Consider the following 26,366-nt stretch of genomic DNA (forward strand, 5'->3'; position numbering starts at 1 on the left):
GGACCCGCAAGGATCCGACGGTCGCATTCGGTGTCGGCCAGGGGCCACGGCAGGTCAGCCCGCACCCTGCGACAGATATTTGGTCAGCTCGTCCTTCGACACCGCCTTCGACTTGTCGGCATCGGCAGAGGCGAACGCGCCATCGACCCATTTCACGGTCGCCGGATCGCTCGCCTTGGTGGCGGGATCGCTCGCCGTCTTCAGCGCCACCATCCATGCCGCGAATTCGTTGCGGTCGAGGTTGGTATCGGCGTTCTTGTCATAGGTCGGGAACTCGGTGTTCACGACCTGCGCGATCTGGCTCGCACCGGTGACCGCTGCGGCGGGGGCAGCAGGCTCGGACGTCGCCGCGGGCGCTGCCGGCGTCGGGGCCGCAGCGGCGGTTTCCGCAGGTGCCGTCGCGGGCTGGGTCGCCGGCGCGGGCGCCGCCGCCTGCTCCGCCGGGGCGGGCGTCGTGTCGGTCACCGGGGCACCGGCGATCGGCGCATCTTCGGCTGCGACGGTCGGAGTCGCGGTGCCGAGCGGCGCCGGGGTGCGCTTGCCCTTCTTGGACGATTGCTTCGCATTTTCCTTCGCGGGTTGCGCGGTTTCCGAAGCATTCGTCGCATCCTGCGCAAACGCCGGGGCAGAAATCGCCAGGGCACTGACAAGCATAAGGGACTTCAACATCATCATTCTCCTGTTTCGGGGGTGGGTCAGCACTTGGGCGTGCGACCGAACCACTGGCGTGGATCACCCATCAACAACGATGTATTTATGTCACTGTTCCGATTTTTTTAGGTTTTGCCGGGTCGCCTCGTCCCTGCTAACCGCTCGCCTTGTCGATTCCCGCCCAGAGGATGCCCCATGATCCCCCGCTACTCGCGCCCGCAGATGTCCGCGATCTGGTCGCCCGAGGCGCGGTTCCGCATCTGGTTCGAGATCGAGGCGCATGCGACCGAGGCGCTGGCCGACCTGGGCGTAGTCCCCCGCGCCGCCGCCGACGCGCTGTGGGCGTGGTGGGCGACCGCCCCCGCCATCGACGTCGCCGCGATCGATGCGATCGAGGCGGTGACCAGGCACGACGTCATCGCGTTCCTGACGTGGGTCAGCGAGCAGGTGAAGGCGCATTCGGGCGAGGATTGGGCGCGGTTCCTGCACCAGGGCATGACGTCGTCCGACGTGCTCGACACGGCGCTGGCGGTGCAGTTGGCACAGGCGAGCGACCTGCTGATCGCGGATCTCGACGCGCTGCTGGCGGCGATCCGCACGCGCGCGTTCGAACACAAGCTGACGCCGACGATCGGGCGGAGCCACGGCATCCATGCCGAGCCGGTGACGTTCGGGCTGAAGCTGGCGCAGGCGCATGCCGAGTTCGAACGCTGCCGTGCGCGCGTCGTCGCGGCACGCGCAGAAATCGCGACGTGCGCGATTTCGGGCGCGGTCGGCACCTTCGCCAACATCGACCCGCGGGTCGAGCTGCACGTTGCGGAGAAACTGGGGCTCGCGGTCGAACCGGTGTCGACGCAGGTGATCCCGCGCGATCGCCACGCGATGTTCTTTGCGACTTTGGGCGTCGTCGCCGGCTCGATTGAGCGTCTGGCGACCGAAATCCGCCATCTGCAGCGAACCGAAGTGCTGGAGGCGGAGGAATATTTCGCGCCGGGGCAAAAGGGTTCGTCGGCGATGCCGCACAAGCGCAACCCGGTGCTGACCGAGAATCTGACCGGCCTTGCCCGGATGGTGCGCGGCTATGTCACGCCCGCGCTCGAGAACGTCGCGCTGTGGCATGAGCGCGACATCAGCCATTCGTCGGTCGAACGCTACATTGGCCCCGACGCGACGATCACGCTCGACTTCGCGCTGGCAAGGCTGACGGGCGTGATCGAGAAACTGGTCGTGTATCCGGCGCGGATGCACAAGAATCTCGACCGCATGGGCGGCCTCGTCCACTCGCAGCGCGTGTTGCTGGCGCTGACGCAGGCCGGGGTCAGCCGCGAGGACGCCTACCGGCTGGTCCAGCGCAACGCGATGAAGGTGTGGGAAAGCGACGGCGAACTGTCGCTGCTCGACCTGCTGAAGGCCGATACCGACGTCACCGCCGCACTGTCGCCGGAGGAAATCGAGGCCCGGTTCGACCTCGACTACCATTACAAGCACGTGGACGCGATCTTCGACCGCGTCTTCGGCTGAGGATCAGGCCTCTTCCGAATCCTCGGCCGGATTCTCGAACCAGGCCTCGACCGGGCCGGTCAGCTTGATCGTCAGAGGCTGGCCGTAGCGATCGACCTTCTTGGCGAGCTGGACGCGGATCCAGCCTTCGCTGACCGAATATTCCTCGACGTCCTTGCGCTCGGCACCCTTGAAGCGGATGCCGATGCCGCGGCGCAGCGCGTCTTCGTTGAAATGCGGGCTGCGCGGATTGTTCGACAGCGTGTCGGGGGGAGTATCGCTCATTCGCGGCCCTCTGCCCCAAACGCCCCGAAAAGAAAAGCGGCGCGGGGATCGCTCCCCGCGCCGCTCGTTCATCAGCAGTAGCGGATGCGGACCGTGCGCCCGATGTACGGATCGTACACGCGCCGCACCGTGCAGCGGTTCCAGCCGTCATACTGGTTGTAGTAGTTGCGGGCATAATAGCCGTCGTTCGGATAATAGCCGCGCTGCTGGTAATAGCGGCGGTCATAGTCGTAGCGGCGGTCGTAGCGATCGCCCGACGTGAGCGCCGCACCGATGGCGATCCCAGCGATCCCGGCGACGATGGCCGCGCCGTCGTTGCCGCGGTGGCGGTCATAACGGTCGTAACGATCCCAGCGATTGTAGCGCTGCGCCTCGGCCGGGGCCGATGCCACCAGCGCCGATGCACCCAATGCGACGGCCAGCGTCGCCTTCTTCATCATGGTACGCATGTTCAACCTCCTCATACACGCAAGGTCACAGGTGGTGGTAAAACGCCGATTCGACCGTGCTTGTTGCATCGAATACGGCTAGGCGGCTGAACCGGTCGCGAATGGCGTATTTAGCGGGTGTTCAGGAGGGTTCGGACGAATGGCGTACTGGTTGCTGCGGTCGGAGCCGGATGCGTACAGCTGGGACGATCTGGTGCGCGACGGCGAAACCGAATGGAACGGCGTCCGCAACGCGACGGCGCGCATCCACCTGAAGGCGATGGTGCCGGGCGACCGCGCGATCTTCTATCATTCGAACACCGAGCGCGCGTGCGTGGGCGTGATGGAGATTACGCGGGCCTGGCAGCCCGACGGCGACGACGGCAAATGGGCGAGCGTTGCGGTGAAGCCCGTCGCCCCCCTGCCCCGCCCGGTACCGCTGGCCGACATCAAGGCCGAGCCGAAGCTCGCCGAGATGATGATGCTGAAACAGTCGCGTCTGTCGTGCAGCGCGGTCACGCCTGAGGAATGGGCGGTAGTGATGCATATGGCGGGCGCGACGGACGCCGCAGCGGCGTGATCGACGCCGCCGAAGCCGTCCACGCGAAATTCGTCGCGCGCGTGCGTTCGGGCGACCTGCCCGCAGTCGGCAGCGACCGCGCCGGGCTGACGCGCGAAGCCCTCGCCGAGCTGTTCCACAGCCAGGTCGCCAGCCGCCAGCTCGATCGCCTGTCACGCCGGTTGCAGGCGCGGGGCGAGGGTTTCTATACGATCGGCAGCTCGGGGCATGAGGGCAACGCCGCCATCGCCCGCGTCGCGCGCGTCACCGACATGGCGTTCCTCCACTATCGCTCCGCGGCGTTCCAGATCGAGCGGTCGAAGCAGGTCGAGGGCGAGACCCCGACCTGGGACATGCTGCTGAGCTTCGCGGCCTCGAGCGAAGACCCGATCGCCGGCGGGCGCCACAAGGTCATCGGTTCGAAGCGGCTGAACATCCCGCCGCAGACCAGCACCATCGCCTCGCACCTGCCCAAGGCGGTCGGTGCGGCCTTTGCGCTCGGCATCGCCCGACGGATTGGGGTGACGCCGGACATCCCGCACGATTCGGTCATCATCGCCAGTTTCGGCGACGCATCCGCCAACCACTCGACGGCGCAGGGCGCGTTCAACACCGCCGGCTGGGCCGCGCATCAGGGATCGCCGGTGCCGATCGTCTTCGTGTGCGAGGACAATGGCATCGGCATCTCGACCAAGACCCCGCATGGCTGGATCGAGGCGCAGTTCCGCCACCGCGCCGGGCTGCACTATGTCGCCTGCGACGGCAGCGATGTGGTCGACGCCTACCGCGGCGCGCGCGAGGCGATCGATTTCGCCCGCGCAACGCGCAAGCCGGTGTTCCTGCACATGGCGACCGTCCGTCTGTACGGCCACGCCGGCAGCGACGTGCAGGGCGTGTATCGCCCGAAACGCGAGATCGAGGCCGAGGAGGATCGCGATCCCCTGCTGACCACCGCCGCGCTGCTGATCGCCGACGGCGTGCCCGCCGACGACGTGCTTGCGATCTACGACGCGGCGGAAGTCACGCTGGCACGTGCGGCCGAAGTCGCGATCCTGCGCCCGAAGCTGTCGACCAGCGCCGACGTTATCGCGAGCATCGTGCCGCCGCGCGTCGATCGCCCGACCGCCAACGCCCCCTCGCCAGAAGCTCGCACCGCGCTGTTCGCCAAGGACGCCGGCGCCATCGACAAGCCGCAGCATATGGCGCGGCTGCTCAGCTGGGCGCTCGCGGACATCCTGCTCGCGCACCCCAACGCCATCGTCGCGGGTGAGGATGTGGGGCCAAAGGGCGGCGTCTATAACGTTACCGCGCGGCTGCACGAGCGGTTCGGCGCGGCGCGCGTCGTCAACACCCTGCTCGACGAACAGTCGATCCTCGGCCTCGCGATCGGGGCCGCGCAGATCGGGCTGCTGCCGATCCCCGAGATCCAGTTCCTCGCCTATGTCCACAATGCCGAGGACCAGATTCGCGGCGAGGCGGCGACGCTCAGCTTCTTCTCCAACGGCCAATATACCAACCCGATGGTGATCCGCATCGCCGGGCTGCCGTATCAGAAGGGGTTCGGCGGGCATTTCCACAACGACAATTCGCTGGCCGTCTTCCGCGACATTCCGGGCGTCGTGCTGGCGGTGCCGTCGAACGGGGCGGATGCGGTGGCGATGCTGCGTGAGTGCGTGCGGCTGGCGCATGAGGAGGGCCGCGTCGTCGTGTTCGTCGAGCCGATCGCGCTCTACATGACCCGCGACCTGCATGCCGAGGGCGACGGGCTGATGACCGCGACCTACGCCGCCCCCGCCGACGCGACGCCGGTGCGGCTGGGCGAGGTCGGCGTGCATGGCGACGGGCAGGCGCTCGCCATCGTGACCTACGGAAACGGCGCGTATCTGTCACGGCAGGCGCTGCCGATCCTCGCAGACGCGGGGGTCGCGGTGCGGGTGATCGACCTACGCTGGCTGGCGCCGATGCCCGAAGACGCGCTGCTCGCCGCGGTTGGCGATAGCGACCGTGTGCTGGTCGTCGACGAATGCCGCATCACCGGATCGCAGAGCGAGGCGCTGATGGCGTTCTTCACCGAACGCACGCCCGCCAAGCGCATCGCCCGCATCGCCGCCGACGACAGCTTCATCCCGCTGGGTAAGGGCGCAACGCTGACCTTGCCGAGCCGCGACACGATCGTGGCGGCGGCAAAAGCGTTGGTGGAGCAACCACTAGCCCTCTCCCCAAAGGGGAGAGGGAGATGAGCCGCCAGACCGCACTCGTCGTCTGTCCCGGTCGCGGGAGCTACGGCAAGGCCGAACTCGGCAGCCTCGCGCGCGCCGATCTCTCCGCTTATGACGCGATCCGCACCGCCGCTGGCAAGCCGACGCTGACCGCGCTCGATTCCGCCGAGCGGTTCAGTCCCTCAATCCACCTGGCCGGCGAAAACGCTGCGCCGCTCATCTACGCCGCGTCGATGGCGGACATGGCGGCGATCGACCGCGATCGCTTCGATGTCGTCGCGGTCACCGGCAATTCGATGGGTTGGTACACCGCGCTTGCCGCCGCCGGCGCGGTCGAACGCCTCGACGGCTTCCGCATCGCCGATGCGATGGGCGTCAATTCGGGCAGGCACGGCGCTGGGGGGCAGCTGATCGCATCCACCCTCGACGGCGAGTGGCGCGCCGTGCCGGGGCTGCGCGCGCGGCTCTTGCGGCTGGCGGCGGACACCGGCCTCGCCGTCTCGATCGACCTCGGCGGTACGCTGGTGCTGGCCGGCGACGATGCCGCGCTGAAGGCCTTCGCCAGCGCAGCGCCGGTCGATACCGTAAGGCTCGCCGGCAACGGACCGTTCCACACCGCGCTGATGCACGCCAGCAGCACCGCCGCGCTCGCGACGCTGCCCGCGGACTGGTTCGGCAATCCCGACGTGCCGATGATCGACGGGCGCGGCCACATCTGGCGGCGCTGGGCGAGCGGGCGGGAGGCGCTGTGGCGCTACACCTTCGCGCACCAGATCCTGGAGGCGTACGACTTCGCGCTCGCGATCCGTGTAGCCCTGCGCGAATTCGCGCCCGACCGGATCATCCTGCTCGGACCGGGCGACCAGCTGGGCGGCGCGATCGGGCAGATACTGGTCGGCATGGGCTGGCTGGGGATGACGGACAAGGCAGGCTTCGCAGCGCGGCAGGCGGACGATCCGTTCCTGCTGGCGATGGGGCGCGCCGATCAACGCAATCTGGTGACGAAATGACACTCGCAGACGAAACCGCCACGCTGCTGGCGACGATGGGCGTGACGCTCGGCGCGGGCGACCGCGCCGCGACCTCGCCGATCGACGGATCGGTGATCGGCGAGGTCGCCGACTGCGTCGATCCGGGCGCGGTGATCGCCGACGCGCACGCCGCGTTCCTGCGCTGGCGCAGCGTTCCGCCGCCGCGCCGCGGCGAACTGGTCCGCCGGCTGGGCGAGGTGTTGCGCGAGCACAAGGATGCCCTCGGCACTTTGGTGTCGATCGAAGTCGGCAAGGTGACATCGGAAGGCCTGGGCGAAGTCCAGGAGATGATCGACATCTGCGACTTCGCGGTCGGGCTGTCGCGCCAGCTCCACGGCCTGACCATCGCGACCGAGCGGCCCGACCACCGCATGATGGAGACGTGGCATCCGCTGGGCGTCGTCGGTATCGTCACCGCGTTCAACTTTCCGGTCGCGGTGTGGGCGTGGAACGCCGCGCTGGCATTGGTGTGCGGCGATGCGCTGGTGTGGAAGCCGTCGGAGAAGGCGCCGCTGACCGCGCTGGCGGTGCAGGCGCTGTTCCTGGAAGCGGCGCGGCGGTTCGGCGACGACGCCCCGAACGGCCTGTCGGGGCTGGTGATCGGCGGGCGCGATGCGGGCGAGACGATCGTCGAGGATGCGCGCGTCGCGCTCGTTTCGGCCACCGGATCGGTGCCGATGGGGCGCGCGGTGGGGCAACGGGTGGCGGCGCGGTTCGGTCGCGCGCTGCTCGAACTCGGCGGCAATAACGCGGCGATCGTGCGTCCGTCCGCGGACCTCGACCTCGCGCTCACCGGGGTCGCTTTCGCGGCGATGGGCACGGCGGGCCAGCGCTGCACGACGCTGCGCCGGCTGTTCGTCGATGATGCGGCGTACGACGCCTTCGTGCCGCGGCTGAAGTCGGCCTACGCCAGCGTGACGGTCGGCGACCCGCGCGACGACGGCGTGCTCGTCGGCCCGCTGATCGACGAGGCGGCGTTCGACGCGATGCAGGCGGCACTCGACGCCGCGCGCGCGATCGGCGGGGTCGTCACCGGCGGCGAGCGCGTCGAGCGCTCCGGCGTGTACGTTCGCCCGGCGCTGGTCGAGGTGCCAGAACATGCCGGGCCAGTGCTGGCCGAGACGTTCGCGCCGATCCTCTACGTACTACGCTGCTCCGACCTCGACGAAGCGATCGCGCTCAACAACGCGGTGCCGCAGGGGTTGTCGTCGGCGATCTTCACCACCGACCTGCGCGAGGCGGAGGCGTTCGTCGCGGCGACCGGGTCCGACTGCGGCATCGCCAACGTCAACATCGGCACGTCGGGCGCGGAGATCGGCGGCGCGTTCGGGGGCGAGAAGGAAACCGGCGGCGGGCGCGAAAGCGGCTCCGATGCCTGGCGGACCTATATGCGGCGCGCGACCAACACCATCAACTACGGGCGCACCCTGCCGCTGGCGCAGGGCGTGCGGTTCGACCTGTAGCGGACGCAATTCGGGCGCCGGGTCGCGATCGACCCGACGCGCGCATGCGTATCGGCTTATTCGGCGACGGTCGGCTTGCGACCGGGCTTCTTGGCGCCGGCGGGGCGCTTCATGCCAGGCTTGCGACCCAGGCCGATCTTCTTCGCCATTTCGCGGCGCGCGTTCGAATAGCTTTCGCTGACCATTGGATAGTCCGATTTCAGGCCGAAACGCTCGCGATACTGCTCGGGCGACAGGCCGTGGCGCGACAGGTGGCGGCGCAGCGTCTTGTACGGCTTGCCGTCGATCAGCGAGATGATGTGGTCCTTCGACGCCAGCGACTTGCGTACCGATACTGCGGGCGTGTGGCCGGTGGCAGCCTCTCCCGACGCGTCGCCCTCGCCGGCGCCGCTCAGCGCGCCGACCGCGTCGTGCATGACCTTGAGAAAAGCCGGAACTTCTTCCGCCGACGCCCGCGTGTTCGGGTTGGACAGCCAAGCGATCGTCAGCTCGGTCGCCAACTCGACAGTATTCGAAGCACCGATTTCATCATTCATCTAACGCGACTCCACTATGATCCCGCACCGTTATCAGCGACACGATGACCGTCAAGCATAATGCGGACCGGTTTGCATTATACGAAACATTCACCAATTCGTCGATGTTCGAAATGTTCACCGAACGAAATTGATATTGCAGAGTTAATCTGCCGACGTCGGGCGATACGGTTGCGTGTCGCGCGGGGAACGCTTAGCGTCCGCCGTCGTGATGGGGCATTCAACCGAAATCCTGTGGATGGCACCGCTTGCGGCGCTGGCGATCGGCTATCTGCTCGGATCGATCCCGTTCGGGGTGATCCTGACTCGGATCGCGGGCGCCGGCGATCTGCGCACGATCGGGTCGGGCAACATCGGCGCGACCAACGTGCTGCGGACCGGGCGCAAGGGGCTGGCGGCGGCGACGCTGCTGCTCGATGCGGCGAAGGGCTGGCTGGCGGTCGTGCTGGTCGCGTGGCTGGTGCCGGGCGAAGCGCCGCTGGCAGCCGCCGGCGCCTTCGTCGGCCATTGCTATCCGGTGTGGCTGAAGTTCCGGGGCGGCAAGGGTGTCGCGACGCTGATGGGCATCGTGCTCGCGCTGCACTGGCCGTGCGGGTTGATCTATGCCGCGGTGTGGCTGGCGATGCTGGCGGTCACGCGCATCTCCTCGCTCGCCGGGATCGTCGCGGCGTTCAGCGCACCGGTGTCGGCAGGGGCGCTCGGGCAATTCGATTCGGTGATGCTGCTGACCGCGCTCGCGCTGCTGGTGATCTGGAAGCATCGCAGCAACATCGACCGGCTGCTGTCGGGGACCGAGCCGCGCGTCGGCGCCAGGGATGGCTGATGCCGAGCGGATCGCCCGCCTCCGCCTGATCCGCACGCAGGGCGTCGGCCCGATCACCTACCGCCAGCTGCTCGCGCGCTTCGGCAGCGCGGGCGAAGCGATCGCGGCGCTCCCCATGCTGGCCAGCCGCGGCGGCGGAAAGGCGCCGGCAATCGCGAGCGAACGCAGCGTGGAGGCCGAGATCGCCGCGGTCGCCCGCACCGGCGCGGAACACTGGTTCCTGGGCGACGCCGACTATCCGCCGCTGCTCGCCGAGCTGGAGAATGCGCCCCCGGTCGTGACCGTGCGCGGCGACCACGCGCTCGCGCACCGCACCGTCGTCGCGATCGTCGGCGCGCGCAATGCATCCGCCGCCGCCTGCCGCTTCGCGCGCGGGCTTGCTGCCGATCTGGGGGATGCGGGGGTGACGATCGTCTCCGGCCTCGCGCGCGGCATCGACACGCAGGCGCATGTCGCCAGCCTGTCGACCGGCACGATCGGCGTGATCGCGAGCGGCATCGACATCGCCTTCCCGCCCGAAAACGCGGCGTTGCAGGAGCAGGTCGCCGAACGAGGGTTGCTGATCGCCGAGCAGCCGCCCGGCGGCGAGCCCCGCGCGCGCCAGTTCCCGTACCGCAACCGCATCATCGCCGGCCTCGCGCTTGGCACCGTGGTCGTGGAGGCAGCGCCCAAGTCCGGTTCGCTCATCACCGCGCGGCTGGCGACCGAAGCGGGGCGCGAGGTCATGGCCGTCCCCGGCAGCCCGCTCGACCCGCGGGCGCAGGGGTGTAACCTGTTGATCCGCGAGGGCGCGACGCTGGTGCAAAGCGCCGCCGATATCCTCGAAGCGATCCGCCCGATCGACGCGCGCGCGGTGCGCAGCCCGGGCGCGACGTTCGAAGGCCCGCCCCCCGACGACGCCAGCGACGGCGAGCGCGCGCGGATCACCGCGCTGCTCGGGCCGGTGCCGGTCGGCATCGACGAACTCCTCCGCCAAGCGGGCTGCACCCCAGCCGCGGTGCAGACAGTGCTGCTCGAACTTGAGCTGGCGGGGCGGCTGGAGCGTCATGCCGGCGGGCGAGTGGCGCTTGTCCTATAGCGTCGCGACGGCCCGAGGGGTGCTGGCGCAAGCGGCCCTAGCGGTGCGCGCGGACGCCCGCTTCTTCGCCGCCGCTGTGCTGATGCTGTCGCTGCCGCAGGTGGCCGCCGACATGCTGCTAGGCGAACGCGAAGCGACGGGAATCGCGATGATCCTGGGTTTCGCCACGCTCTACGTGCAGCTGCTCGTCACCTTCCGCACGCTCGACCACGCCGGTGCCGCCCCGCCGGGCTACACGCGCGCGAATGCGACGGAGGGACGCTTCCCGACCGCATTCGCCGCGTCGTTCGTGTCGGGGATCGGAATGCTGATCGGGCTGATCCTGTTCGTGGTGCCGGGCGTCATCGCGTTCCTGCTGTGGAGCCTGACCCTGCCTGTCATCGCTGCAGAGCGCCTGTCGGCGATGGCGTCGCTCCGGCGCAGCGTCGCGCTCGCGCGTGCGCATCTGGCGACGCTGGCGCTGGTGGGGCTCGCCATCGCGCTTGCCATCATTGGCGCGCTCGGGATTTCGCTGGCCGCGGACCTGCTGCCCGAACCGGCGGGCGCGCTCGCCTTCTCGCTGTGGCTCAACCTCAGCGTGAGCGCGATCCTGCTGTTCGGCGCGGTCGCCTGGGCCCGTGCCTACCTCGCGCTCCGCTCCGCCGCGGCGTAATCGATCCGCCACAGCCTGAGCGGCGAGCCCTTGGGCAGCGGCACGCGCACCAGCCACGCCGGCACCTTCCCCTTCGCCAGCTGCGCGTAGAAGCCGTTCGGCGACCGCGCGCGATAGACGGTGGATTCGGCCATGTTCGGGCAGATCAGCAGCAGCCGGGCGCCATGCGCCCGGGCGATGTCACGAAACTGGTCGGCGCTGCCGGTGAAGGCGTGGTGCACGTCCAGGATCGCGTCGCCGTTGCGATGATACGGCCCCGCGACCGCATAATGATGCGTCAGCGTGATGAGCCGCGGCCCCAGGTCGACATGGGTAAAGATGACGCTCGGGCGCAGGCGATTGAGCGGTGCCATCGCGGGAATCGTCGGGCAGCGGCCATTGGCGCGGTTGACGATCTGCGCGCGCTTGTCGGGGCGGTCGATCGGCAGCCATTTCAGGACCAGCCCTGCGAACATGCCCGAGATCACCAGGAACGCCGCGACCGACCCCAGCACGCGCACCAGCATCAGGCGGTGGCCGAGGCACCACGGGACGACGATCCACGCGAGCGCGGTCGCGCCGGGCACCGCGAGCAGCTGTGCCGCCGGCCCCGCGCGCACCTGCCACAGCAGCATCAGCACCGCGAACGCCGTGAACAGCGCGACCGGCAACCAGGCGGCGAAGATCGCCTCCCGTCGCGCACGCCACGCCGCGATGATCGCGCCGATCAGCCCCGCGATCGGCAGTGCCGCGATCGGCAGCGCGTTGCGCAAGGGGTGCGAATAGATCGGTTTCGCCTCGCGCACATTGTTCAGCCATGTGCGCTGCAATTCGGGCGACACACCCTCCGGCCGGCCCAGGCACTGCGGAAACAGCCAGGCGAAGCCGACCGCGATGATCGCGCCCGCCACGACCGCCATGCCCAGCCGCACGCCCCGCGATGCCGGATTGACCCGCGCCATCACGAACAGCTTGGCGCCGGCAAGCACGAGCACCGTCAGCCACACCGGGGTCAGCGCGTCGCAGCGCATCGCCTGATTGGCGTTCGACGCGAAGATCGCGAAGCCGCCCGCGCTCGCCCCGCCGAGGCTCAGCGCATAGGCAGTGAGGCGGCGGGCTTCCGCGCGGTCGAGCACCCAGCGCAGCGTGATGATCGCGCCGGCCATCGCGCCGTAGGGCAGCATCTCGAGCCCGATGTTGAGCGACACCGCCGTCGCCAGCCCGACCAGTACCCCGCCGCGCACCTGCCGCGCATCGGCAAGCCCCGCGACCGTCAGGCTGAGGCACGCGAGCTGCCAGCCGTGATGGTCGATGCGCATCGGCATGAACATCAGCATCGCCCCGCCCGCGCCGAGCAGGATGATGAGCGTTAGGATGTAGGCGAGCGGCGCGACGAGCCGCCGCACGACGAACGCGAACCCGCCCATCGTCACGGCGAGCGGCAGAATCGGCGCTATGCCGCAGGCCAGCCGCTCGGCCCAGGCGGTGCCGACGAACGGCTTGAAGAGCAGGATCAGCCCCGCGATCGGCAGGTCGACGATGCGGCTCCAGTGGATGTTGAAACCCTGCGGCGGGTTCATCCGGTACTGCGTCAGGTCGTACCAGCCCTGCCCCGCCAGCAGCCCGCGCACCTGCATCAGGCGCATGTTGTCGTCGGTATCGCCCAGCCCCAACCAGTGCACCGCGCCCCACCGCGTCGTCAGCCAGAAGACCGCGACCACCGCCCACGCCAGCAGCGTCCAGCGCAGCCAGTGGCGGTTCGCCTCGCCCTCAAGGCGGGAAGCCAGTCCGTCGATCAAATCCGCTTCCCCTACCGAACCGCGGAAGCTAGGGCTTTGCCCACCCGCGGTTCGCCCTGAGCCTGTCGAAGGGCTGCCTTTCTGCGTTCTGGCGGCAAAAGAAAAGGGCGTGGCCGCGATAACCCCGCTCGACCCTGATCTGGACGGCAGCACCTTGGTTTCGAAGTCCCTCCACCATCACCTCACCGGCAACACGATGATCGGCCAGCTGGTGCGGTTCGGTATCGCTGGCGGCATCTCGACGCTGATCTACGCCGCGGTCTATCTGCCGCTGACGCACTGGGTGTTCCCCGGCGACCGCGCGGTGCTGGCGGTGCCGTTCGCCTTTGCGGTCGCGGTGGTGTGCGGATTCTTCCTCCACAGCGGCTGGAGCTTCAAGGGGCACGGGACGCGCGACAACAGCGGGCGCCAGCATCTGAAGTTCCTCGTGGTGCAGGGCATCGGTCTCGGGCTCAACGCCGCCTTCACCTGGATCGTCACCGACATCATGGGCGCGGCGCCGTGGGTCGCGCTGATCCCGGTGGTGACGGTCACCCCGCTCGCGACTTTCGCGCTCAACCGCACTTGGGTATTCGGCTGACATGGATCGCATCGTCTACGACCGCATGGCGGCACACGACTCCACCCATTGGTGGTACCGCGCGCGCCGCGACATCCTGGCCGACTATGTCGCGCGCTATGCCAAGCTGCCCGACGACGCGCGCATCCTGGAGATTGGGTGCGGCACCGGGCACAATCTGCCGATGCTCGGCACCTTTGGTCAGGTCGACGCGATCGAGATCGACGACGCCGCGCGCGACATCGCCAGCCAGCGGCTGGGCAAGCCGGTCGGTACTGCGCCGCTGCCGGAGCTCGCCGGGGTGGCCCGCGGTGCGTACGACATGGTCGCGGTGCTCGACGTGATCGAACATATCGACGACGACGTCGCCGCGCTGCGCGCAATGGCCGAGGCGCTGAAGCCCGGCGGCTGCATCCTGATCGCGGTGCCCGCGCACGGATGGATGTGGAGCGCGCACGACGTCGTCAACCACCACAAGCGCCGCTATTCGAAGACGAGCCTGGACGCCGCGATCCGCGCCGCGGGGCTGACCCACAACGGGCTGACCTGGTTCAATTCTCTGCTGTTTCCCGCAGCCGTCGCCGCGCGGTTTGCGGGCAAGCTGACCGGCAAGGACGACAGCGACGATTCGCCCCCGCCCAAGCCGCTCAATACGCTGTTCGAAAAAATCTTCCGGCTGGAACGCTATCTGGTCGGTCGCGTGCCGATGACGCCGGGCCTGTCGATCCTGACGCTGGCGCGCAAATAGCGCGTCAGTCCGCGCTTTCCGCCGGCGCGACGAGAAGCCCCTCGGCAGGCTCCGGACGCACCGGGCGCGGCCCCTCGCCGGCGCGATAGCCCAGGCTCGCGCGGCCTTGCACCGGCCCGGCGACGTCGGCGACCAGATAGAGTGGGCGGCGCTTCGATTCGACGTACAGCCGCCCGAGATACTCGCCGATCATCCCCAGCACGAACATCTGCACGCTGCCGAGGAACAGCACGACCAGCATCGTCGACGTCCAGCCCTGCACCGTATGGCCGAGCACGAAGCTGCCCATGACGTAGAGGAACAGCAGCACGGTCGCCCCGGTCAGCGCGAGGCCGACGTGGCTGGCGAACCGCAAGGGAGCGGTCGAGAAGCCGGTGACCGCATCGAGGGCGAAGCGCACCATCTTGCCGAGCGGATATTTGGACTCGCCGGTCAGCCGCTCGTGCCGGTCATAGGCGAAAGGTACCTGGCGAAAGCCGACCCACGCGACCATGCCGCGGATGAAGCGCGCTTGTTCGGGCAGGCTGAGGAAGGCGTCGAGCGCACGCCTGGTCATCAGGCGGAAATCGCCCGTGTCGAGCGGGATCGGGGTGTCGGTGACGCGGTCGAGCACGCGGTAGAAGGCGGCGGCGGTCAGTTTCTTGAACACCGTCTCGCCCTCGCGCTTGCGGCGCACGGCATAGACGACATCGGCCTGCTGCTCCCGCATCGCGGCGCGCATGTCGGTCAAGAGTTCGGGCGGATCCTGCAGATCGGCGTCGATGATCAGAATCTGCTCGCCCGCGCACAGGTCGAGTCCCGCAGTCAGCGCCAGCTGGTGGCCGTGATTGCGCGACAGGTTGATCGCCACCAGCCGCGGATCGGCTGCCGACAGCTGCTGCATCACGCTCCAGCTGCCGTCGCGCGAGCCGTCGTTGACCAGCACGATCTCGTGATCGTCGCCGACCGCGGCGTGCGCCGCCGCGGAGACACGCTCGTGCAGCGCCTCCAGGCAGCCTTCTTCGTTATAGCAGGGGATGACGACGGACAGCGCGGGACGATGCATGTCCCGCGCTGTAGCGCCAAGCGCTGGCGCTATCCAGTCACCACCAGTTTCACGAGCATGCCGGGGCGCAGCGCGGCGTTCGCATCGAGGCCGTTGAGCGTCAGGAAGCGTTCGCGCTGGAAGTTCGGATAGTCCATCTGCCGCGCCAGGCTGTCGATGGTGTCACCGGCGCGCACGGTCGCGATGCGGATGCGCCTGCCCTTGATCGCCGCCGCCTCGCTGGCGCTCAGCGTCGTGAAGCTGTCGATCACCGGCGCGAGCGCGCCGACGCCGCTCCCCGCCGGGGTCGCGACCGTCCAGACATAGGTGCCCGTAGGAAAGGCGATGGCGACGACGGTGGCGTCGACACGGCTGTTGTTGGCGGTGGCGGTAATCGTCGCGGTAGCGGCACGGCGGCCGTTGATCGTCACGTCGCGAACCTGATCGGCCGAAACCTGCCCGCCCAGCGTGCGGAACCGCGCGGTGAGCGCGGCGGCGGGGTCCCCGCTGCCCATCGTCAGCTGCGCCTGCCCGCGCTGGCCCGCGACCGTCACCGCATCGCTCGCATTGGCGATGGTGTAGCCGGCGGGCGCGGTGAAGCGGATGCGCATCTGCGGGTGGCGGAAGGTCTGGCCGTCGATCACGCCCTGCGCCGGATCGTCGTCGTAGCGCATTCCGTCGAGCATGCGGAGGAAGGCGACGTCCTGCCCCGTCGCGGGGCCGCCACGCCCGGCCTGTTGCGCCAGCGCGCGCGCCCGCGCCACACGGTCGGCGCTGGAGGGATGCGTGCTGAGCCACGTCGGCGTCGCGCTGGCATCGCGCCCCGCTACCCGAGCCTCCAGCGCCGTCTCGGCACCAAGCTGGTTGAGGATCAGCGGCGCCCCATAGGGATTGTACCCGGCCCCAGCGACATAGCGGACGCCCAGTGTGTCGGCCTGATATTCCTGATCGCGTCCGTATTTCAGCGCATACAGCCCCGCCGCCTGCTGCGCACCGCGACCCAGCAGCGATCCGAAGTTCGAATTGCCCGCGACCGCGCCGACGATCCCAGCCAGCACCCCGCCGATCGTCGATGTCCGCTGCCGCCCCGCCGAATGGCGCGCGGCGACGTGGCCGACCTCATGCCCCATCACGAACGCCAGCTCGTCCTCGCTGTTCATCAGCGCGAGCAGCTGGCGGGTGACGTACACATAGCCGCCTGGGATCGCGAAGGCGTTCTCGACCGGCGAATTCAGCAGCTGCACCGTGAAGTCGCCGCTGGCGTTCGACAGCCCGGATTGCAGCGACACGCGCTTGCCGACCCGCTCGACGAATGCCGCCTGCGACCCGTCGTAGCGCCCGCCGAACTGGGCGACCAGCTCGGGGTTGGCCTGGCTGCCCTGCGCGCGGTCGCTGGCCGAGATCGACCGCGTCGTCTGGGCGGGGAGGGTTGCCGGGACGGCGAAGCAAATGGCGGCGGCGGAAAGGAGGCGAAAACGCTTCAAGACAAGCTCCTCGAGGTGATGGCCCAAGAATTCGCGATGCGCATCCGGTTCCCGGTGCGCGCCTAGACCATCGCCCGCGCGCGCTCCTCGACCAGCCGCTCCAAAATCACGAGCGGCACCGCGCCCTCCTGCAAGACGTCGTGGAAGGCCTTCACGTCGTACTTGGCGCCCATGATCTTGCGCGCATTGTCGCGCGCGCGCAGCCACGCGATGTGGCCGACCTTGTAGCTGCACGCCTGCCCCGCCTGGGTGCAGTAGCGTTCGATCTCGCGCTGCGACCGTGGCCGGGCAAAGCCGGTGGTCGCGACCATGTAATCGGTCGCCTGCTCGCGGGTCCACCTTTTGGCGTGGATGCCGGTGTCGACGACGAGGCGCGCGGCGCGGAACAGGAAGGATTGCAGATAGCCCGCCTTCTCCAGCGGCGTCGCATAGCCGCCGAGTTCATCGGCGACCTGCTCGGCATAGAGCGCCCAGCCCTCGCTATAGGCGCTGAAGCCCCCGACCTTGCGGATCAGCGGCTGCGACGAGCCCTGCGCGATCGTGATCTGCAGGTGATGGCCCGGTACCCCTTCATGGTAGGTCAGCGACGGCAGCGTATATTTCGGCCAGTCGGCGACCGATTTCAGGTTGATCCAGTAGATCGCCGGACGCGACCCATCGAGCGCGGCGCGGTTGTAATAGCCGTTGGCGGCGCCGTCCTGGATTTCGACCGGCACCGCCTGGATGTTGAGCGGAGCGTTGGGCGGCGCGTTGAACGCGCGCGCCAGCTTCGCCTGCATCGCGGCATTCCCTTCGTTCAGCCCGCGGATCAGCTCGGCGCGGCCCGCCGGCGTGTCGGCATAGAGCTGCGCCGGGGAGGCGTTGAGCGCGGTCAGCCGCTCGCCGACCGTGCCCTTCGTCATGCCCTGGCTCTTCAGGATCACGTCCAGCTGCGCGCTGATCTCTGCGACCTGTTGCAGCCCGAGCTTGTGGACCTCGTCGGGCGTGAACTTGGTGGTCGTCGCCTGCTCGAGCGCGGCGGCGTAGAGCGCGTCGCCCTTCGGCACGTCCCACAGCCCCGCCGAGCGCCGCGCGTTGGCGCGCAGTTTCCGCACCAAGGCGATCTGGCGGTCGAGCGCGGGATAGACATGCCCCTCGACGATCTTCGCACAGCGCGCGGCCCAGTCGCCGGGTATTTTCGTCGTGCGGCGCGCGATCGACTGGGTCAGCGTATTGTCCGCCGCCGCCGGCTTGCGCAGCGCCGCCAGCTGGCCGAGCGCGAGGTCGAGCGAGAAATCGGGCGCCAGATAGCCGCGCGACGCCTGCTCCGCCTGCACCGCGCTATCCTGGTCGAGTGCGGTCGCGAACGCCGTCGTGCGGTCCAGATACGCCTCGGCATCGTCGGCGGTGACGATCGTGTGAGCCGAATTCAGGAAATCGGGGACCGAGAAATAGGAACCGCCGTTCTGGGTGATCGTGAACGGACGCTGCGGCGAATCGACGCCGAACTGCGCCTGCCCCACGGTCTGCGACCGGAGCGAATAGAGCACGACTTCGCGGTTCAGCAGCGCCGCTTTCGACAGGCCGGCGGTCGGCACGCCTTCGATCAGCGCGATTCCGGCGCGGGTACGGGCGAGGCCCGCCTGTTTCGAGGCCAAGCTGCGATCGGACAGCTTGTGCTTGGCCGCCGCCCCCGGCCCCTTGTCGAAGCCGAGCGACGTCGCGAGTTCGGGCGAATAGGACAATGCGGTCTTGAACACTGTGTCGAACGCGGCGTTCAGCCGGGCATCACCGCCCGCCGCCGTCTGCACCGCCAGCGCCGCCCCAGGAACCAGCGCGACCGCCCCGGCAGCAGTCCCGGTAGCGAGAAAATGACGACGGTCCATGATGATGCTCCCCGATCAGTGTTTGCGGGGCAGCTTAGCCGGGTCGCTGTGGCGGGCAAGCGAAGTTCGCCCCGGCGCAACCGCTCGTGCTGAGCGTGTCGAAGCACATGCCAGGACCACGCACTTCGACAAGCTCAGTGCGAACGGGGTTATTTCGGCGCCGCGCGCACGATTATCGCGCCGTACTCCCGCGCACGTGCGGGGCTTCAGGCCAGTGCCGCGACCAACGAGGCGCGCAGGCCGCCGCGGCTGCTGTCGTAGGTGACGCTCGACTGCAGGCTCTGCGCCATCGCGCGGACGACCTTGGTGCCGAGCCCCGTGCCCTTGGGCTTGGCGCCCGCGACCATGCCGCACCCGTCGTCCTCGACCGCCAGTTCGAACCGGTCGTCGCCGCGGCGGGTCAGCGCGACGCGGATCTCGCCGCCGCACAGCTCGTCATAGGCGTATTTGCAGGCGTTGCTGACCAGTTCGTTGACGATCACGCCGACCGACACCGCACGGTCGGTGGGCAAGCGGATCGCGTCGCTGGTGACGCTGATGCGGCGATCGGGGTCGATCGACCAAGTCTGGCCGAGTTCGTCGACCAGCGCGCCCAGATATTCCGACATCTCCACCCCCTCGACATCGTCGGAGGTATAGAGGCGGCGGTGGACCTGGCCGATCGCCGTGATGCGGTGCTGGGTATCGAGCAAGGCCGACTTCGCCGTCTCGTCCGCGATCGCAGTCGATTGCAGCTGAACGAAGGCGGAGACGAGCTGGAGCGAATTGGCGACGCGGTGATTGACCTCGCGCAGCAGTGCCTCGAGCCGCAAATGGCTGGCGCGCAGATCGGCCTCGGCCTTGTCCTTGGCCTGCGCCAGCGCGACGCGTTCCAGCGTGTTCTCGATCGATCCGGCAAGCAGGTCGAAGAAATCGTCGCCGACCGACTTCACCACATAGTCGGCGGCCCCCTCCTTCAACGCGGCGATGGCGATGCGGCCTTCCTCCGATCCGGTCACGTAGATCACCGGCGGCGGAGTCGGCAGCGTGCGCAGCTGCTTCAGCGTCTCCAGCCCGTCCATGCCGGGCATGTAGTGGTCGACCGCGACCAGATCGAAACTCGCCGCACGCGCCGCCTCCAGCCCCTCCGCACCGCCGGCGGCGAGCGTCACCTCCAGCCCGCGCCGGGTCAGCGCGCGCTCGGCCAGGCGCCTCAGCCCCGCGTCGTCGTCGATGTAGAGGATGTGCGGCAAGCGGATCAGGCCTCTGCGTCCGGAACCTGGATCACCGACAGGAACAGCCCCAGCTGGCGGATCGCCTGGGCGAAATTCTCGTAGTTCACCGGCTTCGTGATATAGACGTTGCAGCCCAGATCGTAGCACCGCTGGATCTCGATCTTGTCGTCGGTGGTGGTCAGGACGACCACCGGCGTGCGCTTCACCGCCGACCCTTCCGCCTTCACCTTCGCCAGGATGTCGGTGCCGCTCATGTCCGGAAGGTTCAGGTCGAGCAGGATCAGCGCCGGGCCGTTCAGCGCCGGGCCGGCGGCGTCGTTGAACAGATAATCGAGCGCGGTGCCGCCATCCAGGAAATGCTTGATGTCGTTCATGATGCCGGCGCGGCGGATGTTCTTTTCGATCAGGCGGGCATGGCCTTCATCGTCCTCGATCATGACGATGGTGACGGATTGATGCGCGTTCATGTCGTAAGTCCCGATGTTTCCGTGAATTTGACCGGCAGGTTGATGCGGAAGGTGGCGCCCTCCCCCAGCGTCGAGGCGACGTCGATCGTCCCGCCCAGACGGTACGTCAACGCACGCACATGCGCCAGCCCGATGCCCTCGCCCGGCTGGTCCTGCGTACCCGACCGGCGGAACAGGTCGAACACCCGGGCATGGTCGCGCGGGTCGATGCCGCGCCCGTTGTCGGCGATGTCGAAGATCGCGCGGGCGCCCGCGACATGGCCCGTCACCGTCACGCGGATCGGGCGGGCGGGATTGCGATACTTCACCGCATTCTCGATCACGTTGCCCAACACCTGCTCGATCGCCAGCCGGTCGCTGGTGATGCCGGGCAGCGTCCCCGACACCAGCACCGCGCCGTCGAGTTCGTCGAGCCGGTGCTGGAGCGTGTCGCGGATGTTGTCGACCACCGCGACCATGTCGACCGGCTCCGGCGTGATGACGCGACGCCCTTCGCGCGACAGCCGCAGAATCGCATTGATGAGCCGGTCCATCTTCTCGGTCGAGGTGCGGATGAACCCGATCGCCTCGGGCAGATCCTCGCGCGCTGCGAACCGCGCCTCGTCGGTGACGATATCGGGCGCGACTTCCTCGGCGCGGTCGACCAGCTCGGCGATCGCCTTCGTCCCCGTCTCAAGCTCGGCGGTGAAGCCCATCACGTTCACCAACGGCGAGCGCAGGTCGTGGCTGACGATATAGGCGAACCGCTGGATTTCGTCGTTGGCGCGCGACAAGTCGGTCGTGCGCTCGCTCACCTGATCCTCGAGCGATTCGTTGAGCGTCGCCAGCTTCGCCGACGATTCGCCCAGATCGCGCGTGAAGCGCAGCACGGTCACCAGCGATACCACCGCGACCACGATGACGAGAATCCCCGCTCCGCCGAGCAGCGCCAGGAACGAGCTCGCACTCGCCTTCTGGACGGCGGCGCGCGACCGCAGCAAATCCACTTCGCGCGCGTCGATCGCACTCAGGCGCATGCGCAGCGCGCGCATCGTGTAGATCGAACCGTCCCGGTCGAATGCCGAGAGCGCCTCGACGATACGTCCGCGCGCGACCAGGTCCATCGACCGGTCGCGGCTCGCCTGGACGCGCACCAGCGAGCGCCGCACCTTTGCCAGCGCCGCGGTCTGCACAGGATTGTCGGCGGTTTCGCGCACCAGCGAATCCAGCTGCGGGGTCAGGGCGGCGGCGTTGCTGCGATAGGTGTCGAGGAACATCGGCTGCCCCGCCAGCAGATAGCCGCGGCGCGCCGTCTCCGACTTTTCGAGCGCGATCTGGAACTCCGAGATACCTGCGCGGACCTGATAGCTGTGGTCGACCAGCGTATTGTAGCGCGCGGTCGTGGCGACGCTGTCCCACGCGGCGACGCCCGCCCCGATCAGCGCGAGGAACCCCAGCGACATCGCCAGCAGCAGCAGGCGGCGCAACCGGCGATCGTTCTCGTCGACTTTCTGGATCACCCGCTGCATCGTGTCGTCGCTTAGGCGAAACGACCGGCTTTGCAATGATCTAGAGCAGAAGTTCCTGCGCGCTTGCCCGCCCGATCTCCCCGCCGCCGCGGCGCCGCGCGAGCTCGGTCTCGGCGGTGAAGCGGATATCGGGATCGCGGTCGGACAGGAAGCCGTGGAGCACCTCGTTGTCGATCTCGCGCCATTCGCGCCCGCGATCGGGACCGTAGCGGACGCGTGGCAACAGACCGGGCGCCGCCGACCATTCGATCAGCTGCGCGACGCTCGCCTCGTTCAGCATGTCGCGCAGGTGGAAGGCGGTGACATAGGCATCGGGAAACGCGCGGTGCGCCGGCAAGCCGCGCTCATGGTCCATGCCGGCGGGTTTGCGCCAATAGCGAAGCATCTGGTTCGAAAAGCCCGGCGAATCGGGCCACAGCCTGAGCGCGCATTTCCACGTGCAGATCCAGCTGTTGCCGTGGGTCAGCGCGGGCGTGCAGAACTGCTCCTCGAAACTCGCGCGGTGGGCAGCGAGCGCCACGCGCCGCGGCCACGGATCGAGCACGGGGCGCGCGACGTCGTGCCACCAGCGCGCACCCTCCACATCCTCGTCGCGGATGTGATGCACGGCCATCGTCACAGGGGGGATCGGGCGCCCCGGATTGACGAGGATGCTGCCGCCCTCCCCCTGCAGCTCCCACCGCCCGTCCGAACCGAGCGCGACGTCCTGCCAGCCGATCTCGACGACCGCGTGCATGGGCGGGGCCTGTCCGGTGGTTTCGAGGTCGATGACGCGGACGATGCTGGGGGTGGGGCGCATCGGCTTCAGATGGGCGCTCGTGGCGCGTTTTGCGAGCAAAAGAAAAAGGGGTTCAGGGAAGGCGCGAAGGCGCGAAGATGTTGGCGGCGTCGGCGCCGCAGGCTTTCAACTCGTACGTAGATGAAGCGCGCTACGCGCCGGCCTGTAGCCCAACATCTTCGCGCCTTCGCGCCTTCCCTGAACGATTTCTTCTAAGACTCAGTGACCCGCCTGCGGCCCCCGCTCCAGCCCGCTCGCCGCAAGCTGCGCGTCGATCATGGCCATCAGCCGGTCGAGCCCGGCCTGGTCCTTCGCCTCGGCCCGCGCGACCAGCACGTCCTGGGTGTTCGACGCGCGCAGCAGCCACCAGCCGTCGGGCGTGTTCACGCGAGCGCCGTCGGTTCGGTTGACGTCGGCGCCTTCCTTCTCCAGCCGGTCGAGCACTTCCTCCACCACCGCGAATTTGCGCGATTCATCGACCTGGAAGCGCATTTCGGGCGTGTTGACGAACGCCGGCATCGCCCCGCGCAGCTCGGTCATCGACTTGCCCGTCACGTGCACCGCATTGATGAGCTGGACCGCGGCATATTGCGCGTCGTCGAAGCCGTAATAGTCCTGGGCGAAGAAGATGTGACCGCTCATCTCTCCGGCGAGCGGCGCGTGCGTTTCCTTCATCTTGGTCTTGATGAGGCTGTGGCCCGTCTTCCACATCAAAGGCTCGCCGCCGAGCTCGGCGATGCGGTCGTAGAGCATCTGCGACGCCTTCACGTCGGCGATGATCGTCGCGCCGGGCTCCTTGCGCAGCACGGGCACGGCCAGAATGGACAGAAGCTGGTCGCCCCACACCACCCGGCCCTCGCCGTCGATCGCGCCGACGCGGTCGCCGTCGCCGTCGAATGCCAGTCCGAAATCGAGGTTGTTGTCGGCGACAAGCCTTTTCAGGTCGGCCAGATTCTTCTCTTCGGTGGGATCGGGATGATGATTGGGGAAGCTGCCGTCTATCTCGGTGAAGATCGTGTGGTGCTCACCCGGCAGCTGCTTGACGAGCTTCTCGATCACGCGGCCCGCGGCACCGTTGCCCGCGTCCCAGCCGATGCGGAACGTGCCCCCGGCATAGCCCGCCAGCAGGCGACCGACATAATCGTCCTCGATGTCGGCGTCGGTGACGCTGCCTTCGTCGCCGGGCTCGACGCTGTCCCAGTCGCCGTCCGCAGCCATCCGGCCCAGCCCCTGAATGTCGTCGCCGAAAAATGGGCGATGCTGAAGCACCATCTTGAAGCCGTTGTAATCGGCGGGATTGTGGCTGCCGGTTATCTGGATGCCGCCATCCACTTCTAGCGTCGCCTCCGCATAATAGAGCATCGGCGTCGGCCCCAGGCCGATGCGGACGACATCGACGCCGCTCGCCGTCAGCCCCTCGACCAGCGCCGCCTCCAGCATTTCGGACGACACGCGCCCATCGCGCCCGACCGCGACGCGGGTGCCGCCGGCATGGCGCACGCGGGTCGCGAAACCGCGTCCGATCGCACGGGCGTCGTCGGGGCCGAGCGTCTTTCCGACGATGCCGCGGATGTCATATTCGCGAAGGGACGTGGGGTCGAAACGATGCGTCAAGTTTGCCTCCGGAAATGTCTCAGTCGCCCAAAGCGCGAGCCGCGCGTTGGTTGCGCGGCTATGCGCCCAGCCGCCGCAACAGCACGTCGCGGGCGGCGTTGATCTGGCGGGTCAGCTCGGCGGAACCACCGCGGTCGGGGTGAACGCCGCCCAGCAACCGGCGGTGCGCGGCGCGAACCTCCTCTGCGCTCGCGGTCGCCGACACGCCGAGGATATCGCGCGCCTTCGCCTCGTCGGGCAGAACCTTCGGCTTGGGTTTCAGCACCCACCACACCGCCGCCATGATGGCGAGCGCGAGGAGGAGTTTCGTCACGCGGCGCTGCTCGCGAACAGCGGTGCGCTCGTGTCGGGCAGGGCGAGGCCCGACATCATCTCGCGCAATTCCTGCCGCGCGGCGACATGGCCCAGCCCCATGCCGCCGAATTCCTTGGAATCGAGCATCGTGAGGCCGGAGGGGAACAGTTCGCGGTAGATCACGCGCTCCGAAAGGCCGGGAATGACGCGGAAGCCGACCCGCTTCGACAGCTGGTCGATCGCCTCCGACACGCGGCGCATGTTCTTCGCCTCGACATACTGCAGGCGGTTGCGCAGCACGACCCAGTCGATCGTCGCGCCGTCGGCGCGGGCGCGGGTCTTGCGCGCGTCCCAGATCAGCTCCGAATAGAAGCTCGGGCGCGTCACCTTGAAATTGTCGGGATCGACCTGCCCGATCAGGTCGAAATCGACGAAGCTGTCGTTCATCGGCGTGACGAGCGTGTCGGCATTGGTCGCCGCCAGCCGCGCGAACTTGTCGTCGCGCCCCGGCGTGTCGATCACCAGGAAATCGGCGTCCTCGCTCAGCCGGTCGAGCGTGTCGGTGAAGACCGCGTCGCTTTCGCCGTCGTGCGTCGCGTGCAGCGGCGTCACCAGCTGGCGCCCGGTACGCTTCACGGTCGCGGCGCGGTTGTCGAGGTAGCGGCCCATCGTGCGCTGGCGGTGATCGAGGTCGAACGCGGCGACGCGCGCGCCGCGCACGGCGAGCGCGATCGCGGTGTGGACCGCAGTGGTCGACTTGCCGGTCCCGCCCTTTTCATTGGCGAAGACGATGACGTGCGGCTTGCTGGGTGCGTCGGCCAAGGGGGCGACAATCCTCGTGTTGATCGGTGATGAAGCGGCCCGTAAGAGCGCGCGTCTCCGCTGTATCGAAGGGCTTACCACCGTGCAAACCATCCGTCGCGTCGCCGACCTCCGGACCGCGATCGCCGCTTACCGCGCAGACGGCGACGACATCGCGCTGGTGCCGACGATGGGCGCGCTGCACGCCGGGCACATGGCCCTGGTGGCGGAAGCGAAGCTGGCGGCGAAGCGCGTGGTCGTCTCGATCTTCGTGAACCCGAAGCAGTTCGGCGCGAACGAGGATCTGTCGCGCTATCCGCGCAAGGAGATGGCGGATTCGCGCATCCTGGCCGAGGCGGGCGTCGACGTTTTGTGGATGCCCGGCGTAGACGAGATGTACCCCGATGGGTTTGCCACCAACATATCGGTCAGCGGCGTGAGCGACGGCCTCGACGGTGCCGCGCGGCCCGGCCATTTCGACGGCGTCGCGACCGTCGTCGCCAAATTGTTCAACCAGGTCCGCCCCGACACCGCGCTGTTCGGCGAAAAGGATTTCCAGCAGCTGGCGGTCGTGCGCCGCATGGTCGCCGATCTCGACTTTGGCATCGACGTCCGCGGCGTGCCGACCCAGCGCGACGACGACGGCCTCGCGCTGTCGTCGCGCAACGCGTATCTGGTGGCGGAGGACCGCGCGAAGGCGGTGGCACTGCCGCGCGCGCTGGGCGTTGCGGCGACGACGATCGAAAAGGGCGGCGATGCCGGCGAGGCATTGGCGACGGCGCGAGACACGCTGACCGCCGCCGGCTTCACGGTCGATTACGTCGAGCTGGTCGATGCCGAAACGCTTGGCGTCAGCGCGTCCGACCGCGCCCGCCGCCTGCTCGCCGCGGCGCGGATCGGCGGCACGCGCCTGATCGACAATGTGCCGGTGAACGAACAGGGTTAACCGCGTTAACCATTCCCTCACACTTTGCCGCCAAACCTGATCCCACCACAAATGGGGGTGG

26 protein-coding genes are annotated in these 26,366 nt (G+C 68.4%); 11 read left to right on the forward strand and 15 right to left on the reverse strand.

Translation table 11 applies throughout. The features are described 5' to 3' along the window. Window positions 1-54: 54 nt before the first annotated feature. Window positions 55-654 (reverse strand): EF-hand domain-containing protein, encoded by a 600-nt coding sequence (locus M9980_RS10120; protein WP_250750146.1) that lies wholly within the window; start codon window positions 652-654, stop codon window positions 55-57. Between the two features lie 192 nt (window positions 655-846). Between M9980_RS10120 and purB the strand changes: the two genes are divergently transcribed. Continuing rightward, the gene (purB, locus tag M9980_RS10125) at window positions 847-2,172 is read left to right on the forward strand and encodes an adenylosuccinate lyase (RefSeq protein WP_250750148.1); all 1,326 of its coding nucleotides are present in this window, start codon (window positions 847-849) and stop codon (window positions 2,170-2,172) included. A 3-nt stretch (window positions 2,173-2,175) separates the two neighbouring features. Here the strand turns inward: purB and M9980_RS10130 are convergent, their stop codons facing one another. Together M9980_RS10130 and M9980_RS10135 are read right to left on the reverse strand one after the other, a co-directional pair. After that, window positions 2,176-2,436: a DUF3297 family protein gene (locus M9980_RS10130; protein WP_250750150.1), complete on the reverse strand. Its 261-nt coding sequence runs from the start codon at window positions 2,434-2,436 to the stop codon at window positions 2,176-2,178. Window positions 2,437-2,507: 71 nt separating this feature from the next. Next, entirely contained in the window at window positions 2,508-2,885 is a 378-nt protein-coding gene (locus M9980_RS10135; RefSeq protein ID WP_250750152.1) for a hypothetical protein, read from the reverse strand. A gap of 139 nt (window positions 2,886-3,024) precedes the next feature. Between M9980_RS10135 and M9980_RS10140 the strand changes: the two genes are divergently transcribed. The 4 genes from M9980_RS10140 to amaB are packed head-to-tail and all read left to right on the forward strand — an operon-like array spanning window position 3,025 to window position 8,136. Further along, window positions 3,025-3,444, forward strand: a complete 420-nt coding sequence (locus tag M9980_RS10140) for an EVE domain-containing protein (RefSeq protein WP_250750153.1) — start codon at window positions 3,025-3,027, stop codon at window positions 3,442-3,444. Beyond that, window positions 3,393-5,663, forward strand: coding sequence for a dehydrogenase E1 component subunit alpha/beta (locus M9980_RS10145; protein ID WP_250750154.1), 2,271 nt, complete (start codon window positions 3,393-3,395; stop codon window positions 5,661-5,663). The genes M9980_RS10140 and M9980_RS10145 overlap by 52 nt, the downstream gene beginning before the upstream one ends. After that, the gene (locus tag M9980_RS10150; RefSeq protein WP_250750157.1) at window positions 5,660-6,652 is read left to right on the forward strand and encodes an ACP S-malonyltransferase; all 993 of its coding nucleotides are present in this window, start codon (window positions 5,660-5,662) and stop codon (window positions 6,650-6,652) included. The genes M9980_RS10145 and M9980_RS10150 overlap by 4 nt, the downstream gene beginning before the upstream one ends. After that, window positions 6,649-8,136 (forward strand): L-piperidine-6-carboxylate dehydrogenase, encoded by a 1,488-nt coding sequence (gene amaB, locus M9980_RS10155; RefSeq protein ID WP_250750159.1) that lies wholly within the window; start codon window positions 6,649-6,651, stop codon window positions 8,134-8,136. The genes M9980_RS10150 and amaB overlap by 4 nt, the downstream gene beginning before the upstream one ends. Before the next feature lie 56 nt (window positions 8,137-8,192). On the opposite strand, the gene M9980_RS10160 is transcribed toward amaB, so the two are convergent. Further along, on the reverse strand, window positions 8,193-8,672 hold the full coding sequence (locus M9980_RS10160; protein WP_250750160.1) for a Ros/MucR family transcriptional regulator: 480 nt from the start codon (window positions 8,670-8,672) through the stop codon (window positions 8,193-8,195). A 238-nt stretch (window positions 8,673-8,910) separates the two neighbouring features. Here M9980_RS10160 and plsY point away from each other — a divergent pair, with 238 nt between their 5' ends. From plsY to M9980_RS10175, 3 genes are read left to right on the forward strand one after another with little or no spacing between them, the layout of a single operon-like run. Then, window positions 8,911-9,495 carry a glycerol-3-phosphate 1-O-acyltransferase PlsY gene (plsY, locus tag M9980_RS10165; protein ID WP_250754878.1) on the forward strand — a complete coding sequence of 195 codons (585 nt, stop codon included), beginning with the start codon at window positions 8,911-8,913 and terminating at the stop codon, window positions 9,493-9,495. Continuing rightward, window positions 9,488-10,573 carry a DNA-processing protein DprA gene (gene dprA / locus M9980_RS10170; protein ID WP_250750164.1) on the forward strand — a complete coding sequence of 362 codons (1,086 nt, stop codon included), beginning with the start codon at window positions 9,488-9,490 and terminating at the stop codon, window positions 10,571-10,573. Before plsY ends, dprA begins: the two co-directional genes overlap by 8 nt. Window positions 10,574-10,616: 43 nt before the next feature. After that, entirely contained in the window at window positions 10,617-11,225 is a 609-nt protein-coding gene (locus tag M9980_RS10175) for a hypothetical protein (RefSeq protein WP_250750165.1), read from the forward strand. On the opposite strand, the gene M9980_RS10180 is transcribed toward M9980_RS10175, so the two are convergent. Continuing rightward, window positions 11,195-13,003, reverse strand: a complete 1,809-nt coding sequence (locus M9980_RS10180; protein ID WP_250750166.1) for an AcrB/AcrD/AcrF family protein — start codon at window positions 13,001-13,003, stop codon at window positions 11,195-11,197. The genes M9980_RS10175 and M9980_RS10180 overlap by 31 nt on opposite strands. A gap of 196 nt (window positions 13,004-13,199) precedes the next feature. Between M9980_RS10180 and M9980_RS10185 the strand changes: the two genes are divergently transcribed. Together M9980_RS10185 and M9980_RS10190 are read left to right on the forward strand one after the other, a co-directional pair. Beyond that, on the forward strand, window positions 13,200-13,583 hold the full coding sequence (locus tag M9980_RS10185; RefSeq protein ID WP_250754880.1) for a GtrA family protein: 384 nt from the start codon (window positions 13,200-13,202) through the stop codon (window positions 13,581-13,583). 1 nt (window position 13,584) lies between these two features. Further along, window positions 13,585-14,310, forward strand: a complete 726-nt coding sequence (locus M9980_RS10190) for a class I SAM-dependent methyltransferase (RefSeq protein WP_250750168.1) — start codon at window positions 13,585-13,587, stop codon at window positions 14,308-14,310. A gap of 4 nt (window positions 14,311-14,314) precedes the next feature. On the opposite strand, the gene M9980_RS10195 is transcribed toward M9980_RS10190, so the two are convergent. The 10 genes from M9980_RS10195 to M9980_RS10240 form a co-directional block, all read right to left on the reverse strand. Continuing rightward, window positions 14,315-15,355, reverse strand: a complete 1,041-nt coding sequence (locus M9980_RS10195) for a glycosyltransferase family 2 protein (protein WP_250750169.1) — start codon at window positions 15,353-15,355, stop codon at window positions 14,315-14,317. Between the two features lie 29 nt (window positions 15,356-15,384). Further along, window positions 15,385-16,818 (reverse strand): M48 family metalloprotease, encoded by a 1,434-nt coding sequence (locus M9980_RS10200; protein WP_250750177.1) that lies wholly within the window; start codon window positions 16,816-16,818, stop codon window positions 15,385-15,387. Window positions 16,819-16,880: 62 nt separating this feature from the next. After that, window positions 16,881-18,683, reverse strand: coding sequence for a DUF885 domain-containing protein (locus tag M9980_RS10205; protein WP_250750179.1), 1,803 nt, complete (start codon window positions 18,681-18,683; stop codon window positions 16,881-16,883). A gap of 206 nt (window positions 18,684-18,889) precedes the next feature. Then, a complete protein-coding gene (locus M9980_RS10210; protein WP_250754882.1) occupies window positions 18,890-19,921 on the reverse strand; it encodes a sensor histidine kinase in 1,032 nt (343 codons plus the stop codon). Continuing rightward, window positions 19,921-20,364 carry a response regulator gene (locus M9980_RS10215; protein ID WP_250750181.1) on the reverse strand — a complete coding sequence of 148 codons (444 nt, stop codon included), beginning with the start codon at window positions 20,362-20,364 and terminating at the stop codon, window positions 19,921-19,923. The genes M9980_RS10210 and M9980_RS10215 overlap by 1 nt, the downstream gene beginning before the upstream one ends. Beyond that, on the reverse strand, window positions 20,361-21,872 hold the full coding sequence (locus tag M9980_RS10220; RefSeq protein WP_250750183.1) for a sensor histidine kinase: 1,512 nt from the start codon (window positions 21,870-21,872) through the stop codon (window positions 20,361-20,363). Before M9980_RS10220 ends, M9980_RS10215 begins: the two co-directional genes overlap by 4 nt. Window positions 21,873-21,912: 40 nt before the next feature. Then, a complete protein-coding gene (locus M9980_RS10225; protein WP_250750185.1) occupies window positions 21,913-22,671 on the reverse strand; it encodes an exonuclease domain-containing protein in 759 nt (252 codons plus the stop codon). A gap of 198 nt (window positions 22,672-22,869) precedes the next feature. After that, entirely contained in the window at window positions 22,870-24,264 is a 1,395-nt protein-coding gene (pgmG, locus tag M9980_RS10230) for a phosphoglucomutase/phosphomannomutase PgmG (protein ID WP_250750188.1), read from the reverse strand. 58 nt (window positions 24,265-24,322) lie between these two features. Next, on the reverse strand, window positions 24,323-24,577 hold the full coding sequence (locus M9980_RS10235; RefSeq protein ID WP_250750199.1) for a J domain-containing protein: 255 nt from the start codon (window positions 24,575-24,577) through the stop codon (window positions 24,323-24,325). Continuing rightward, a complete protein-coding gene (locus M9980_RS10240) occupies window positions 24,574-25,380 on the reverse strand; it encodes a division plane positioning ATPase MipZ (RefSeq protein ID WP_250750201.1) in 807 nt (268 codons plus the stop codon). The genes M9980_RS10235 and M9980_RS10240 overlap by 4 nt, the downstream gene beginning before the upstream one ends. A gap of 82 nt (window positions 25,381-25,462) precedes the next feature. On the opposite strand from M9980_RS10240, the gene panC reads away from it, so the two are divergent. Beyond that, window positions 25,463-26,305 (forward strand): pantoate--beta-alanine ligase, encoded by an 843-nt coding sequence (panC, locus tag M9980_RS10245; protein WP_250750204.1) that lies wholly within the window; start codon window positions 25,463-25,465, stop codon window positions 26,303-26,305. The last annotated feature ends 61 nt before the right edge of the window (window positions 26,306-26,366 follow it).

It is taken from the genome of Sphingomonas donggukensis (assembly GCF_023674425.1).
In the GTDB taxonomy this organism is placed as follows: Bacteria; Pseudomonadota; Alphaproteobacteria; order Sphingomonadales; family Sphingomonadaceae; genus Sphingomonas; species Sphingomonas donggukensis.